General features: G+C 62.6%; 14 protein-coding genes (1 of these 14 cut by a window edge). 1 reads left to right on the top strand and 13 read right to left on the bottom strand.

The window, feature by feature from the left end; genetic code table 11:
• Positions 1-49: 49 nt before the first annotated feature.
• The 13 genes from BLR26_RS02685 to BLR26_RS02625 form a co-directional block, all read right to left on the bottom strand.
• Complete coding sequence (locus tag BLR26_RS02685; RefSeq protein ID WP_045200613.1) at positions 50-454, bottom strand: hypothetical protein; 405 nt, start codon at positions 452-454, stop codon at positions 50-52.
• Between the two features lie 15 nt (positions 455-469).
• The gene (locus BLR26_RS02680) at positions 470-1,945 is read right to left on the bottom strand and encodes a hypothetical protein (protein ID WP_093377540.1); all 1,476 of its coding nucleotides are present in this window, start codon (positions 1,943-1,945) and stop codon (positions 470-472) included.
• Positions 1,933-3,384 carry a hypothetical protein gene (locus tag BLR26_RS02675; protein WP_093377535.1) on the bottom strand — a complete coding sequence of 484 codons (1,452 nt, stop codon included), beginning with the start codon at positions 3,382-3,384 and terminating at the stop codon, positions 1,933-1,935. The genes BLR26_RS02680 and BLR26_RS02675 overlap by 13 nt, the downstream gene beginning before the upstream one ends.
• A 186-nt stretch (positions 3,385-3,570) precedes the next feature.
• On the bottom strand, positions 3,571-5,529 hold the full coding sequence (locus BLR26_RS02670; RefSeq protein ID WP_093377531.1) for a DUF7844 domain-containing protein: 1,959 nt from the start codon (positions 5,527-5,529) through the stop codon (positions 3,571-3,573).
• Positions 5,526-5,846, bottom strand: coding sequence for a DUF2388 domain-containing protein (locus tag BLR26_RS02665; protein WP_010222593.1), 321 nt, complete (start codon positions 5,844-5,846; stop codon positions 5,526-5,528). The genes BLR26_RS02670 and BLR26_RS02665 overlap by 4 nt, the downstream gene beginning before the upstream one ends.
• Before the next feature lie 27 nt (positions 5,847-5,873).
• On the bottom strand, positions 5,874-6,167 hold the full coding sequence (locus tag BLR26_RS02660) for a DUF2388 domain-containing protein (RefSeq protein ID WP_093377526.1): 294 nt from the start codon (positions 6,165-6,167) through the stop codon (positions 5,874-5,876).
• Between the two features lie 119 nt (positions 6,168-6,286).
• On the bottom strand, positions 6,287-6,604 hold the full coding sequence (locus tag BLR26_RS02655) for a DUF2388 domain-containing protein (protein WP_045200598.1): 318 nt from the start codon (positions 6,602-6,604) through the stop codon (positions 6,287-6,289).
• 297 nt (positions 6,605-6,901) lie between these two features.
• Positions 6,902-7,117 carry a DUF1127 domain-containing protein gene (locus tag BLR26_RS02650; RefSeq protein ID WP_010222590.1) on the bottom strand — a complete coding sequence of 72 codons (216 nt, stop codon included), beginning with the start codon at positions 7,115-7,117 and terminating at the stop codon, positions 6,902-6,904.
• Positions 7,118-7,435: 318 nt separating this feature from the next.
• Complete coding sequence (locus BLR26_RS02645) at positions 7,436-8,929, bottom strand: acetyl-CoA hydrolase/transferase family protein (RefSeq protein WP_045200596.1); 1,494 nt, start codon at positions 8,927-8,929, stop codon at positions 7,436-7,438.
• A 178-nt stretch (positions 8,930-9,107) separates the two neighbouring features.
• A complete protein-coding gene (locus BLR26_RS02640) occupies positions 9,108-10,544 on the bottom strand; it encodes an NAD(P)(+) transhydrogenase (Re/Si-specific) subunit beta (RefSeq protein ID WP_045200595.1) in 1,437 nt (478 codons plus the stop codon).
• Between the two features lie 2 nt (positions 10,545-10,546).
• Positions 10,547-10,879, bottom strand: a complete 333-nt coding sequence (locus BLR26_RS02635) for an NAD(P) transhydrogenase subunit alpha part 2 (RefSeq protein ID WP_038997786.1) — start codon at positions 10,877-10,879, stop codon at positions 10,547-10,549.
• 11 nt (positions 10,880-10,890) lie between these two features.
• Entirely contained in the window at positions 10,891-12,012 is a 1,122-nt protein-coding gene (locus tag BLR26_RS02630; protein ID WP_010222584.1) for a Re/Si-specific NAD(P)(+) transhydrogenase subunit alpha, read from the bottom strand.
• 406 nt (positions 12,013-12,418) lie between these two features.
• Entirely contained in the window at positions 12,419-13,345 is a 927-nt protein-coding gene (locus tag BLR26_RS02625) for a LysR family transcriptional regulator (protein ID WP_093387226.1), read from the bottom strand.
• 160 nt (positions 13,346-13,505) lie between these two features.
• Between BLR26_RS02625 and BLR26_RS02620 the strand changes: the two genes are divergently transcribed.
• Positions 13,506-14,080, top strand: the start of a protein-coding gene (locus BLR26_RS02620) for an acyl-CoA dehydrogenase (RefSeq protein ID WP_045200593.1). The gene runs 607 nt beyond the window's last position; only the first 575 of its 1,182 coding nucleotides appear in the window; its start codon is at positions 13,506-13,508; its stop codon lies beyond the right edge, outside the window.

The raw sequence follows: 14,080 nt of genomic DNA, 5'->3' as shown, positions 1-14,080 counted from the left end.
ATCGGTTGAAGCGTCAGGCCTGGCCTGACGCGGGCGCAGCAAGCCTGGCTCAGCGTTTGGCCGAGAAGGTCATCAGCCAGGCCACCAGCGAAATGCCGGCCACGCCAGCCAGTGGCGCCAGGTACAGCGGGGTCAGGAACTGCCCGGAGTTGATTACTGCCAGCACCGCCATGGCCGAAACCAGCAGCAGGCCGAGGAACAGGAACCAGCCAGACGCGTTGGCACGGCTTGGCGCCACGCGCTCACGCACGCGCCAGTTGGCGTAGGCATTCTTGATCACGAAGAAGATCAACGCCAGCACCACCAACACGGCCACGCCGACCAGGGCATCGCGGCTGTCGACTTTTTTCGGGCCCAGGTCCAGCACTGGCGTCGGCACGCTCAGGGTGGAGGTGCTGGTGGCCGGAGCGGCTTCGTTTTCTACTGGGGCTGGCAGGGAGCTGGTTTGGGTCATGACAGGGTCCTAAGGTTATTTGAGGCGCACGGCGACGTCGGCGGCGAGCTTTTCAAGGGTGGCGCCGAACAGGCCGCGCTTTACCGTCGCGACTTTGTTCTGCCGGGCGTCGTAGACGCTGGCGCTGCTGAACGGCTTGAGCGGGTACTGCTGGGCCACGCCTTCGACCATGACCGTGACCGGCTTCTTGCCGCCGACCAGGCTCTTGGCCAGCAGCAGGCCGAACAAGGCGAACACGAACAGGGCCAGCAACAGCAGCACCGGGCCCAGCGGGTAGCTGATCTGCAACACGATCGGCAGGCGGGTAGCCGAGGCGCTGGCCTCGCTGGAGGGCAGGAACACGTCCGGCAAGGCATCGTTGGGGAACAGTTCGTTCATGCGCTCGATGAACTGCTGGGAAATCTGCAACTGCTGTTCGCTCAGGCGCACTTCGATGGCGCCGGCACGCTGGTAGCCGCTGGACAGCAGCACTTCGCTGGACCACTGCGAAGGCAGCGGTGGCAATTGCAGGCTGATCGACAGCTCTTCGGAGCGGGCGCCTGGCTCGAGGTTTTCGATGCGGTCCAGGGAGATCGACGACTGCAGGGCTTCGCCCGGCATATCGAGGCTCATCGCGACCTTGGCTGAGTGGATCTGGTAGGGGTTGAACTGGTTCTCGAAGCGGCCTAGCAGCACCGCGGTTTTCGGCGAGCCGTCGACATCGATGTTGAGCGCCACGGTTTGCTGGTCGGGTGCGAGCTCGGCGCTGACGTCCGGGGTGTCTTTTACCCCGGTCGGAATAAAGCGCACGGCCGCCTGGGTCAGTGGCTTGAGGCGCACCCCGGCGTCTTTGAGCAGTGTTGCCAGGGCCGGCTGGGCCAGCACCTGCTCGAGCGCGGCACCGGCGTTGGCGCCATAGGCCAGGGCGTAGATCATCAGGCCGTTAGCCTCGAAATTGCTGCTTTTGACCGGCATCTTCTGCGGGAAGGCGGCGATGCGGCTGATCACTGCTTCCTTGTGCAGCAGGTCGTAGAACTCGCGGTTCTTGAGCTGGGTTTCGTTACTGTTGTTGGGGCTGTTCTTGTTGTTGGTGACGATCCAGATGATGCCTTCGCGCCCTTCCAGGCCGGTGTTGATCGCCGCCAGCAAGGCTTCCTTGAAATCGGTATCGGCATAGGCGCCGCTGGCCTTGCGGGCCAGGCTCAGGGCATTGACGCTGTCGGCGAGCTTGGCGTGGGTGCCTGGCCCGCGGTAGGTCCATTGCGGCGAGGGGTGGCTGCTGTCGGCCTGGTTGAAGGCACCAATTACCACTTCGCCGCTGCCGGCGGCGCTGGCCGCCAGTTGCGTGACCAGCGGTTTGAAGCCCGAGGCCGGGTCGAGGTAGAACGGCTCCATCCAGCCGGAGTTCTGTACCAGCAACACCTGGCGCAGTGGCGCCGCATGGGCGCTTATGCAGACCAGGCTCAGGACGAGCAGCAGGCTGTGGCGTAGCAGGCGGTTCAGGCGTTCCATCGGTAAAGCGCTCCAGTCGAATCGATGTACAGCCACAGGGCGTTGTCGTAGCAGAACCACTGCGCGTTCCACGGTTGCGCCACCTTCAGCAGCAGGCTCAAGGCCGGCTGGCCGATGCGCTCAAGGCAGTACTCGGTCTCGACGGGCTGCTCATTGCCGAAGAACTGCTGCAGGCTCGAGGGCCAGCGCACCCGGCACGACAGCAGGTGCGGGTTGTCGCTGAACTCGATGAACGGGTACACCACTTCGCGGTCGGCGGGGTTGTTGTCGACGTCGTGTTCACCCCACGGGGCGTCCAGGCGCACGTTGAACATGTAGTTCAGCTGCCCGGTGCTCAGGCGCGAGCCTTTGACTTCCTTGCGCTCGTCGGAGTCCAGGCGCAGGCAGTACTGCTCGCTGCCTTCGAACAGTTGCTGCCAGATGCCGTAGCCATTGACGAACGGCGGGCCATATTCGGGGCGCGCCTGGGCGCCGGGCGGCCAGCTCAGCCATTGGGCTTCGAGGCTTTCACCGAGCTTGACGCTCAAGTAGCCGTGGGCGCCGATCCACAGCAGGCGCCGCGAGGCCGGGTCGCGCAGCGGCGCCGAGAGATTGTGCAGGTGTTGCGGATTGGCCAGGGCAATCGGGTGTGCGAGCCACTGATCATTCTGGCGGGCGACCACGCAGAAGCTGCCATCGGGCATCTGCTGGGGAATCAGCACCTGCTCTTCAAGTTCGCCGGGGGCGGCGATAGCGCGGCCAGGGCAGCGCTCCAGGTGGTAGCGGCCAGCGAGCGGATCGACGCGCACTTCGGTGGCGCCTTCATCACAGGCTAGCAGCAGGCATTGCTGGCTGCCCTGCTCGCGCAGGCTCACGCCCCAGGCCCAGCTTTGCAGGCTGCAGCGACCGATCGGGGTGCTGTGCGGCAGCACTCCGACCCATTCTTCGGCCTTGCGCTGCCAGCGGAACAGGCTGCCATCGCGCGCCAGCGCAAACAGCGCTTCGCGATGGCCGCCGAGGTTGGCGACGAGGAAATTCAAACCGTTGCTGCGCGGCAACTGGTCGAACTTGCGCGCGGCATTGAGGTTGCGCGGGCTGGCGCGATCAAGGCGCTGGTACACGGCGGCGACAGTCTGCTCGGCAGCATCGAGCTTGCAACTGCCCTCCACCACCCGTCGGCCGCTACCGTTGCCATAAGGTGGCAACCAGCGCTGCTGGGGAGCGTAACGAACAGGTTCAAGGGGCGCGCCGGTCTGCGGGCAATGGCGGAAGCTGGCCGGCAGCCAGGACTGCCCGTCAGGCGCCTGCTGCGCCCCGACGAGGAAATCCAGGTCAGGCTGATCGCCTTCCAGCGCCTTGCCAGCGACGTGGGTCAGGGAGAACCTGCCGTGGGCATCCTGCAACCAGCGTTGCCCATCCAGCGACCACTCGTACTCGCGGTCGTCTCCGACTACGTCCATATAATCCCACCATGCCAACGGTCGTTCGTGCGCAGCCCTGCCCTTCACAGCCAGGCTGTCACGTCGATAGAAAGAGATTTTGCGAGAGGCCCCGAAGCGAGGCCTTCATCTAGCAAAATGGCATCAAAACGCCATTTTTATAGCGGCGAAATAGTGGCACAGACAGTTACAAAGTCAACCACCGGCTCAGGGCAATTGCAGCCCGCCTGCGGCTTTGTGCAATGCGCGCAGGTGCTCGCCGACCTGCTTGATGTTGGCCTCGACCGCTTTGATTTGCGCGGCGCGGTCCGGGCCGAGCAAGGCCCGCACCTCTTTGTCGAGGTCGGCACTGAGGGTTTGCAGCTGTTTTTGCCGCTGGCGGGTTTCGCTCAGCAGTTTCTCGCGCTCGCTGGCCTGGGGCAGACCGTAGCCGCTGCTGCCCAGCAGTTCGGCCGGGCGGCTGAGAAAGCCGCTGTTGGCGAGAATCTGCTGCAGGGTGTTGTTGGCCTTGCCGACGCTGGCGTCGTTGCGCTCGCGCCCGCTCAGGTAGCGCTGCTTGACCTCGTCCTGGGCCAGCAGCAATTGGCGGCGCAGGCTCGCTTGTTCAAGCAGCAGCAAGGCTGCGCTGGTACGCAGGTCGGCCTGGGCAAACCACTGCTGGCGCTGCTCGGCCGATTGCTCGAGCCAGGCTTCGACGCTGTCCTGCTTGATCGGCAGTTGCTTTTTCAGCACCAGGAACATGGCCTGGTAGCGGTCACGGTAGGAGTCGAAGCGGTAACCCAGGCGCAGTGCCTCGCGTGGGTCGTCGAGCACGCTGACATCTGCCAGGCCGCGGCCTTCGAGCACTTCGAGCAAGCCATTGGGGACGATGCTGTCCAGGTCGTTCAGGCGCGGGTTGGCAGTACCGCTGCGCAACAGCTTGAGGGTTTCGACCGCACAGTTGTTCGACAGGAAGTAATAGTTGCCGTCGTAGCTCCAGTGCATCTCGGCAGCCTGGCGCACCAGGCTTTCCAGCTCGTCGCGGTTGAGCTTGAGCGGAATCGAGGCCAGGCTGCGCAGTTCGGTCTTGGTGTACTCGTCGATCACCTGCGCCAGTGGCAAGACGAACAGCCGCGACGGATAGGCGCCGGTCAAGCCGTCCCAGCTCGACAGCTGCACGTCGTTGACGAACGCCCGGTACGACAGCACCAGGTGCTGGTCCAGGTCCAGGCGGCAGTCCGGCCCGCGTGGGCGCCCGGGGGCGCAGATGACCAGGCGCAACATGCTGTGGCCCCAACGGCTGACCCAGTTCTGATTGGCTTCGGCCAGCAGGTAATCCACCGCGTAGACGCGCTCGGGGTCGATCTCGCCCAGCGGCGATTTGGCAAAGTCGTTGCCGGCATTGAGGAACGGCAAGGCGCCCGGGCACGCTGGATGTTCGGGTGCCCAGTCGAAATGGGCTTTCAGGTAGGCCTGCAAGGCCGGGCGGCGGCAGGCAAAGCTTGGGTCAAGGAGGAAGTACTCCATGTTGACCGCAATGAATTCCTTGGGGCTGCTCAGCTCATAACTGTCGGGGCTGCGCGCCACCTGGCGGTTGTGCTGCTCGCGCTCGCCACGGCGGCCGACATATTGCGGCCAGCCGGCCAGGTCGAGCAGTCGCGGATCATCGCTGAGGGTAAAGCGGCGTTCGGTCTGGCCGCGGCACTGCTCAGGCAGGCCGATTTTGCCCTGGCTGTTCTGCTGTCGGGTGCAACGGGTGATCAGCTGTCGCTCGGCACCCTGCCACAAACGGGCGCGATCATAGATGTGGGTCAGCTCATGCAGGACGGTGGCCAGCAACTCCTGGCGCACGGTGCCGTGGGGGCGGCCGGTCTTCTGGGTGGCAGCGCTGCCATCGGCAAGGCCCGGCAGCAGGCGGCTGTTGAGCTCCAGGGTGGAAACCAGCGACGCCTGGCCATAGGCATCGGCCGGCATACGGCTGCTCCAGCTGACCTGGATACGTCGGTCAAGGCGAGTCTTGAAGCTCGGTGGCAGGGCCTGCAGGGCTTCATCCAGCAATGCCTGGCTGGCCCGCTGTTGCTGCGGGCTCAAGCCATCGGCCTGCAGCACCAACTGCAGGTCGGCCAGTGCCGGGCTGCCGCACAGTATCAGCAGGCAGCCCAGCAGCCAGGCACGCATTGGCTTCACAGGGCGAGAATGGCTTCAGCCAGCACCTGGTCGCTGGCCTGGCGCGCTTCTGGCACACGCTGGCGCAGGGTATCGAAGGCGGCTTCGAGTTGCGCACCACGGATCTCGCCACGGCTGGCGACGTAGCTGGCGGCATCATCGCGGGCTTCGCGCACGACTTTCGAGTCGCGAATCGAGGTGGTGGTGTCGGAGGTGAAGTCGATCGAGCGTCCAAAGGCGCGAACGATGATGTTGCTGGTGGCCACCAGGGTTTGTGCCTGGGCCACATCGGCCAACAGCAGAAGGCCAAGGGTGGCGGCAATCAGCGGGTTACGCATGGAGCATCTCCGGGAGAACAGAAGTAATCATTGGACGAGAATTGCCTGTGCCAGTTCAAGGTCGCTGGCATGAAGTTCCGGGTTGGCCTGGCGCAACTGCTGCAGTGCTGCCTCAAGGCGCGCGCCCCGCCATCGGCCATCGCTGGCGACAAAAGCGGCGGCATCGTCATGGGCGGCCAGCAGCAGTTTGCGATCGAAGGGCACCGACGTCACTTTGCTGGTGACGTAACCACTGACGACAAGGTTGTTGGTGCTCAGGTCCAGCGCCTGGGCGGCGCTGCTCCAGCACACCACGAGCAACAGCAATGACAGATAACGCATGGGTCTCGAACGGCAGCTGAATCAGGCGGCAAAGGCTATCCCAATGCGCCGGTGAGGACCAGCGCAGAGGGCCCGGCTTAGTTGCACGTTGTTACATGCACGGCCGGGAACGAGCGGCTTCAGAGCGCCAGGATGGCCTGTGCCAGTTGCGCGTCGCTGGCCTGCAGGCTTGGGGTCTGCTGGCGAATGTGGGCGAAAGCGCTCTCCAGTTTCGCGCCGCGGATGTCACCGTGGCTGGCAACGAAGCTGGCAGCGTCGTCACGGGCGGCCTGGACGATCTTGTCGTCACGGAACGAGGACGACACATCGGAGGTGGCATCGGTGGAGGCGGCAACACCACGAACGACGGTATCGGTGGTGACGACGAAGCTGGTGGCGTTGGCAGTCGAAGCCAGGGCCAGCAGCAGCGCGGCGCCAAACAAGCGTGAATGGAACATGGTCGATCTCCTGGATAGGCTTTTGGTGGTTCTTATGTCAGACGCACGCTCAGCTTGTTGCGCTACTTTTTACCAAGCTGGGTACGTTAAGGGTATCACGCGGGTGTAATCCGCGGCTTGGACCGGATCGTAGCAAGATTTATCAACTGTACCTGTCAATTTAATTAAATTAAAAATTGTACTGGTATGTTGTTCAGCCGCTCTATTCCGGGCCTTTAAACGACAAAACCCGTCAGCAGTCACCTGCGACGGGTTTTGGGGAATTCGTGGTGCCGGCCTTGGCCGGCGAGCCCTGCATTAACGCCAGAAAGGCTTGCTCAGCTCTTCGTAGCGTTGTGCTTCGCTGATACCGGCATCAGCCAGCAGACGCGAGTCCAGGCGAGCCAGTTGGTGGCGGCTGGCAATGCGGCGTTGCCACAGCATCAGGTTGGCCAGCAGGCGCAGTGGCAGCGAGGCCTTGGATTGTTCGGCGGTGTTTTCGAAAACCAGATCGGAACTGAGGGTACGTTCCATGATGTCATCCTTCCGCTTGTGGCGGCATTAGGTAGTGATTTAACTGATGCCAATGATCCTCCTCTGTCGTCCATAACAGTAGATACAGTTCACCTACATTGTGATGGGCCAGTTAACTGTTTTAGACGACTGTTGCACTCGGAATAGGCGCAACTGTACTGGTCAGCACTGAAATGGTGCATTTTTGATCAGAGAGGGGGCAAGAGGATGAAAAATGGCGGTGAAATCACCGGTACAGTAGAACAGTTTTTGTCTGGATAAATAAATCAGTTACCCGACCGGTTGGCATTGCGCACAACCGGCCGGTCACTGTGCAGGTCAGCCGGCGAGCATGCGCCCGGTTTCTTCCAGGTTTTCGTGCCAGGCCAGGGCTTCGCGCAGGATGTGCGGGGTGTGGCCGCCGCGTTCGCAGGCGCGGGTGAAGTAGTCGTTCAGCGCCTCGCGGTAATCCGGGTGCACACAGTTGTCGATGATCACCCGCGCACGCTCGCGTGGCGCCAGGCCGCGCAGGTCAGCCAGGCCCTGCTCGGTGACGAGGATATCGACGTCGTGCTCGGTATGGTCGACGTGGCTGACCATCGGCACCACGCTGGAAATCGCCCCGCCCTTGGCAATCGACTTGGTGACGAAGATCGCCAGGTGCGCGTTGCGGGCGAAGTCGCCCGAGCCACCGATGCCGTTCATCATCCGCGTGCCGCAGACGTGGGTGGAGTTGACGTTGCCGTACAGGTCGAATTCAAGCGCGGTGTTAATGCCGATGATGCCCAGGCGGCGGACCACTTCAGGGTGGTTGGAGATTTCCTGCGGGCGCAGGACCAGTTTGTCCTTATAGCGCTCCAGGTTACCGAAGACGTCGGCGTTGCGGCGGGTCGACAGGGTGATCGAGCTGCCCGAGGCGAAGCTCAGCTTGCCGGCGTCGATCAGGTCGAAGGTCGAGTCCTGGAGTACTTCGGAGTACATGGTCAGGTCTTCGAACGGCGAGTCGATCAGGCCGCACATCACCGCGTTGGCGATACTGCCGATACCGGCTTGCAGCGGGCCGAGCTTGTTGGTCATGCGCCCGGCGTCGACTTCCTGCTTGAGGAAGTTGATCAGGTGGTTGGCGATGCCTTGGGTTTCGTCGTCTGGCGGCAGTACGGTGGACGGCGAGTCCGGCTGCTCGGTGATGACGATGCCGACGATCTTGGCCGGGTCGATCGGGATTGCGGTGCTGCCGATGCGGTCATCGACTTTTACCAGCGGGATCGGCGTACGGGTCGGACGATAGGTCGGGATATAGATGTCGTGCAGGCCTTCCAGGTTGGCGTTGTGCGCCAGGTTGATCTCGACGATCACCTGTTTGGCGAAAATCGCGAAGCTGGCCGAGTTGCCCACCGAGGTAGTCGGCACGATGTGGCCCTGTTCGGTGATGGCGACCGCTTCAATCACCGCGATGTCCGGCAACTTGAGCTGCTGGTTGCGTAGCTGCTCGACGGTTTCCGACAGGTGCTGGTCAATGAACATGACCTCGCCGGCGTTGATCGCCTTGCGCAGGGTGCTGTCGACCTGGAACGGCATGCGCCGGGCCAGCACGCCGGCCTCAGTCAGTTGCTTGTCGAGGTCGTTGCCCAGGCTTGCGCCGGTCATCAGGCTGATTTTCAGTGGCGACTGCTTGGCGCGTTCGGCCAGTGCATGGGGCACCGCCTTGGCTTCACCGGCGCGGGTAAAACCGCTCATGCCGACGGTCATGCCGTCCTCGATCAGGCCAGCGGCATCAGCCGCACTCATTACCTTGCTGTGCAGGGAGGACAAGCGGATACGATCACGGTACATGGATTGTTATCTCGGGCTACTAAAGCTAGATGCGCAGTCTAGTGTTTTCGCCTGGCTTCGTCCCGCGACCAAGGTCGAATGCGAAGCCCTGAAATAGAGCCTTCTGTCGGCTGGCCGGGCATGAAAAAGCCCCAGCCGGTACCGCGCTGGGGCTATTTGTCACAGCAGTTTGAACGGCTTATTCGACCGCTTTGACCATGTCTTCGATGACCTTCTTGGCGTCGCCGAAGACCATCATGGTCTTGTCCAGGTAGAACAGCTCGTTATCCAGGCCGGCGTAGCCGCTGGCCATCGAGCGCTTGTTGACGATGATGGTCTTGGCCTTGAACGCCTCGAGGATCGGCATGCCGGCAATTGGCGACTTCGGATCGTTCTTCGCCGCCGGGTTGACCACGTCGTTGGCGCCCAGCACCAGCACCACGTCGGCCTGGCCGAACTCGGAGTTGATGTCGTCCATCTCGAACACCTGGTCGTATGGCACTTCGGCTTCGGCCAGCAGTACGTTCATGTGCCCGGGCATGCGCCCCGCCACCGGGTGGATCGCGTACTTCACGGTCACGCCGTTGTGGGTCAGCTTCTCGGTCAGCTCTTTCAGCGCGTGTTGGGCACGGGCCACCGCCAGGCCGTAGCCGGGGACGATGATCACGGTGTCAGCGTTGCTGAGCAGGAAGGTGGCGTCGTCGGCCGAGCCGGATTTCACCGGACGGGCTTCCTTGGCACCGGCCGGGCCGGCCGCTTCTGTCGCGCCGCCGAAACCGCCGAGGATCACGTTGAAGAACGAACGGTTCATCGCCTTGCACATGATGTACGAGAGGATCGCACCAGACGAACCGACCAGGGAGCCAGCGATGATCAGCATTGAGTTGTTCAGCGAGAAGCCAATACCGGCTGCCGCCCAGCCCGAGTAGCTGTTGAGCATCGACACCACCACCGGCATGTCGGCGCCGCCAATCGGGATGATGATCAGAACGCCCATGACGAACGCCAGGATCAGCATCAGGGCGAAAGCGCTGTAGCTGCCGGTGAAGGTGAACACCAGGCCCAGGCCAATGGTGGCAAGGCCCAGGACCAGGTTCAGCTTGTGCTGGCCGCTGAACTGTACCGGTGCGCCCTGGAACAGGCGGAACTTGTACTTGCCCGAGAGCTTGCCGAAGGCAATGACCGAACCTGAGAAGGTGATCGCACCGATGGCGGCGCCGAGGAATAGCTCAAGGCGGTTACCGGTAGGGATCGGGTCGCTGATGCTGGCAACGATGCCCAGCGATTGCGGCTCGACCACCGCGGCAATGGCGATGAACACCGCGGCCAGGCCGATCATGCTGTGCATGAAGGCGACCAGTTCGGGCATCTTGGTCATTTCAACGCGCTTGGCCATGATCGAGCCGGCAGTACCACCGATCAGCAGACCGACAATCACGTAGCCGATGCCGTCGGTAGCCAGCTCTGCGCCCAGCTTATAGATGAGGCCGACGGTGGTGATCACCGCCAGAGCCATGCCGAGCATGCCGAACAGGTTGCCGCGCCGTGACGTAGTCGGGTGCGACAGGCCCTTGAGTGCCTGGATGAAGCACACCGAGGCGACAAGGTAGAGAAGTGTTACCAGGTTCATGCTCATGTTTACTTCTGCCCCTCTTGCTTCGCTGCGCCCTTGCCTGGGGCTTTCTTCTTGAACATCTCCAGCATGCGCCGGGTGACGAGGAAACCGCCGAATACGTTGACCGCTGCCAGGGCCACCGCGAGGGTGCCCATGGTTTTGCCCAGCGGCGTGACGGTCAGCGCGGCAGCCAGCATGGCGCCGACGATGACGATGGCGGAGATGGCGTTGGTGACCGCCATCAACGGCGTGTGCAGTGCCGGGGTGACGTTCCAGACCACGTGGTAACCGACATAGATCGCCAGCACGAAGATGATCAGGTTATAGACGCCGTGAGAGATCAGCATGTCTTCCATTGTCTGGCTCCTTATCCGTTCTTGCGGATGACCTGGCCGTCGCGGCACATCAGGCACGCGGCGACGATGTCGTCTTCGAGGTTGATCGTCAGCGCGCCGTCCTTGTCGAACAGCAGCTTCATAAAGTCGAGCAGGTTGCGTGCATACAGCGCCGAGGCGTCCGCGCCGACCTGCGCTGGCAGGTTGGTCGGGCCGACGATGGTCACGCCCTGCTCCACCACCACCTGGTCGGCGACGGTCAGCGGGCAGTTGCCACCCTGGGCTGCGGCGAGGTCGATGACCACCGAGCCGGGTTTCATCTGCGCCACGGTCTCGGCGCTGAGCAAGGTCGGAGCCTTGCGGCCAGGGATCAGTGCGGTGGTAATGACGATATCGGCCTGCTTGGCGCGCTCGTGCACCGCCAGGGCCTGACGCTGCATCCAGCTGGCCGGCATGGGTCGGGCGTAGCCGCCGACACCTTCGGCGCACTCGCGCTCTTCATCGGTCTCGTAAGGGACATCGATGAACTTGGCGCCCAGCGACTCGATCTGCTCCTTCACCGCCGGACGCACGTCCGAGGCTTCGATCACCGCACCCAGGCGCTTGGCTGTGGCGATAGCCTGCAGCCCGGCTACACCGGCGCCGAGGATCAGCACACGCGCAGCCTTAACAGTACCGGCAGCGGTCATCAGCATCGGCATGAAGCGCGGATAGTGGTGAGCCGCCAGCAACACTGCCTTGTAACCGGCAATGTTGGCCTGCGACGACAACACATCGAGGCTTTGCGCCCGCGAGGTACGCGGCGCCGCTTCAAGGGCAAAGGCGGTGATGCCGCGCTCGGCCATCTTGGCGATGGTTTCGTTGTTGAACGGATTGAGCATACCCACCAGCACGGTGCCGCTCTTGATCTGGGCCAGTTCGCTATCGTCAGGGGCTACAACCTTGAGAACCAGCTGAGCTCCAAACGCATCGGCAGCGCTGCCAATAGTGGCGCCTGCTGCTTCATAGGCACTGTCCGGAACGCTGGCATTGATGCCGGCGCCGCTCTGGACGGTGACCTGATGCCCCTGGCCAATCAGTTTCTTGATGGTTTCCGGGGTTGCAGCAACCCGTGTTTCGCCCGTCTGCGTTTCGAGAGGAACACCAATGTGCACGTCATTTCTCCTGCGTGATCTTTTGTTGGTAAACCAGCGCACTGCGGATGGTGCGCTGGGGCGGCCGATCAGCACGATCCCGCCGAATCCAGGCGGGGCGCGGCATTTTGCAGGTGATTCCTGAATCGCTTCAACCAGTTTTGAAGGGTGACGGCAATCAAACTACAAGTCACCCTGTGACCGAATGTCGCAATAACAGGCCTGGAGCCCGCCAAACGCGGGCTTCAGGGAGATTACGGCAAAATTCGAAAATTTTCCGCCGAATTTGCTGAATGCCTGGCTGAAAGCGCGATTTATGCTGTGAAGGCCGCATAAACAGCAGGGTTAAGGGCTTTTCAGAGGGTGCCTGAAACAGTTGGCCTAAATGCGACATTTCCTTATATCTGTAGGGTTTCAGTTTTATTGACTACGGGGTCAGGTTGTAGCTGTCATCCTTATGGGCTGCGGCGTAGCGCCCCGCCTCCCCTACCAGCCAATCGCGGAAGGCGCGCAGCGAAGCCGACTCCACCTTGCGCTCGGGGATCATCAGGTAATACGCCTTGATGCTCGACAGCGCATGTGGGCTGGCCACCACCAGGCGCCCTTCTGCCAGTTCACGCTGGATCAGGAAGGGCGGAATCAGTGCCACGCCCATCTCGTGCATGGCCGCCTGTGCCAACATCGAGAATAGCTCATAGCGTGGGCCGGTCATGTCACGAGCGACGTTCATTTCCAGGCTGTCGAACCACTGGCGCCAGGCGTAGGGCCGGGTGGTCTGCTGCAGCAGCGGCAGCTGGGCGATCTGCGCGGGGCTCAGTTGCCGGTTGCCGGCCAGCAATGCCGGGCTGCACACCGGCACCGGGTTCTCGCCCATCAGCCGATGGGACTCGGTACCCGACCAGTCGGCATCGCCGAAGTAGATCGCCGCGTCGAAGCTGGTATCGGCAAACAGGAATGGCCGGGTGCGGTTGGTCAGGTTGACCGTGACTTCCGGGTGGCGCTGCTGGAAGTCCTTGAGCCGGGGTAGCAGCCACTGGGTGCCGAAGGTCGGCACCACTGCCAGTTCGATGACGTTGGCGCCCTGCTGGCCCATCACCGATAAGGTGTCGCGCTCCACCGCATCCAGCTGGGTGGCGACCCGGCGGCTATAGGAAAGCCCGGCCTCGGTCAGCTTCACCCCGCGGCGCGAGCGGCGAAACAGTTCGACATTGAGAAACTCCTCCAGCCCGGCGATTTGCCGACATACGGCGCCCTGGGTCAGGGACAGCTCCTGGGAAGCCTTGGTAAAGCTCTCGTGGCGGGCGGCGGCCTCGAAGCAGACCAGGGCCGCTGTGCTGGGGATCTTGCGCCGCATGTACATCAACCTCACTAATAGGGCGTAAAGAAGGCCTTTGCGGCCATTACGAAGTGAGAAATTATCACAAGAGCATGCGCAATCCTCGTTTGTCTCGTCGCTTGAACGGGCCTAGGATCAATGCACAACAACTCTGGTCCCATTTCTCGAGGATTCGCTCATGGCCGGTAAAGCAAGCTTCAACTGGATCGACCCGCTGTTGCTCGACCAACAGCTCACTGAAGAAGAGCGCATGGTGCGTGACAGCGCTTATCAGTTCGCCCAGGACAAGCTGGCCCCGCGCGTGCTGGAGGCCTTCCGTCACGAGCAGACCGACCCTGCGATCTTCCGCGAGATGGGCGAAGTCGGCCTGCTGGGCGCAACCATTCCCGAGCAGTACGGCGGCAGTGGCCTGAACTACGTGTGCTACGGCCTGATTGCCCGGGAAGTGGAGCGTATCGACTCCGGCTACCGCTCGATGATGAGCGTGCAGTCCTCGCTGGTCATGGTGCCGATCAACGAATTCGGTACTGAGGCGACCAAGCAGAAGTACCTGCCCAAGCTCGCCAGCGGTGAATGGATCGGCTGCTTCGGCCTGACCGAGCCAGACCATGGCTCCGACCCGGGCTCGATGATCACCCGCGCCAAGAAGGTCGACGGTGGCTATCGCCTGAGCGGCAGCAAGATGTGGATCACCAACAGCCCGATCGCTGACGTGTTCGTGGTCTGGGCCAAGGATGACGCCGGCGACATCCG

It is taken from the genome of Pseudomonas sp. UC 17F4 (genome assembly GCF_900101695.1).
Classification (GTDB): domain Bacteria; phylum Pseudomonadota; class Gammaproteobacteria; order Pseudomonadales; family Pseudomonadaceae; genus Aquipseudomonas.
This window is presented reverse-complemented; position numbering and strand designations above follow the sequence as displayed.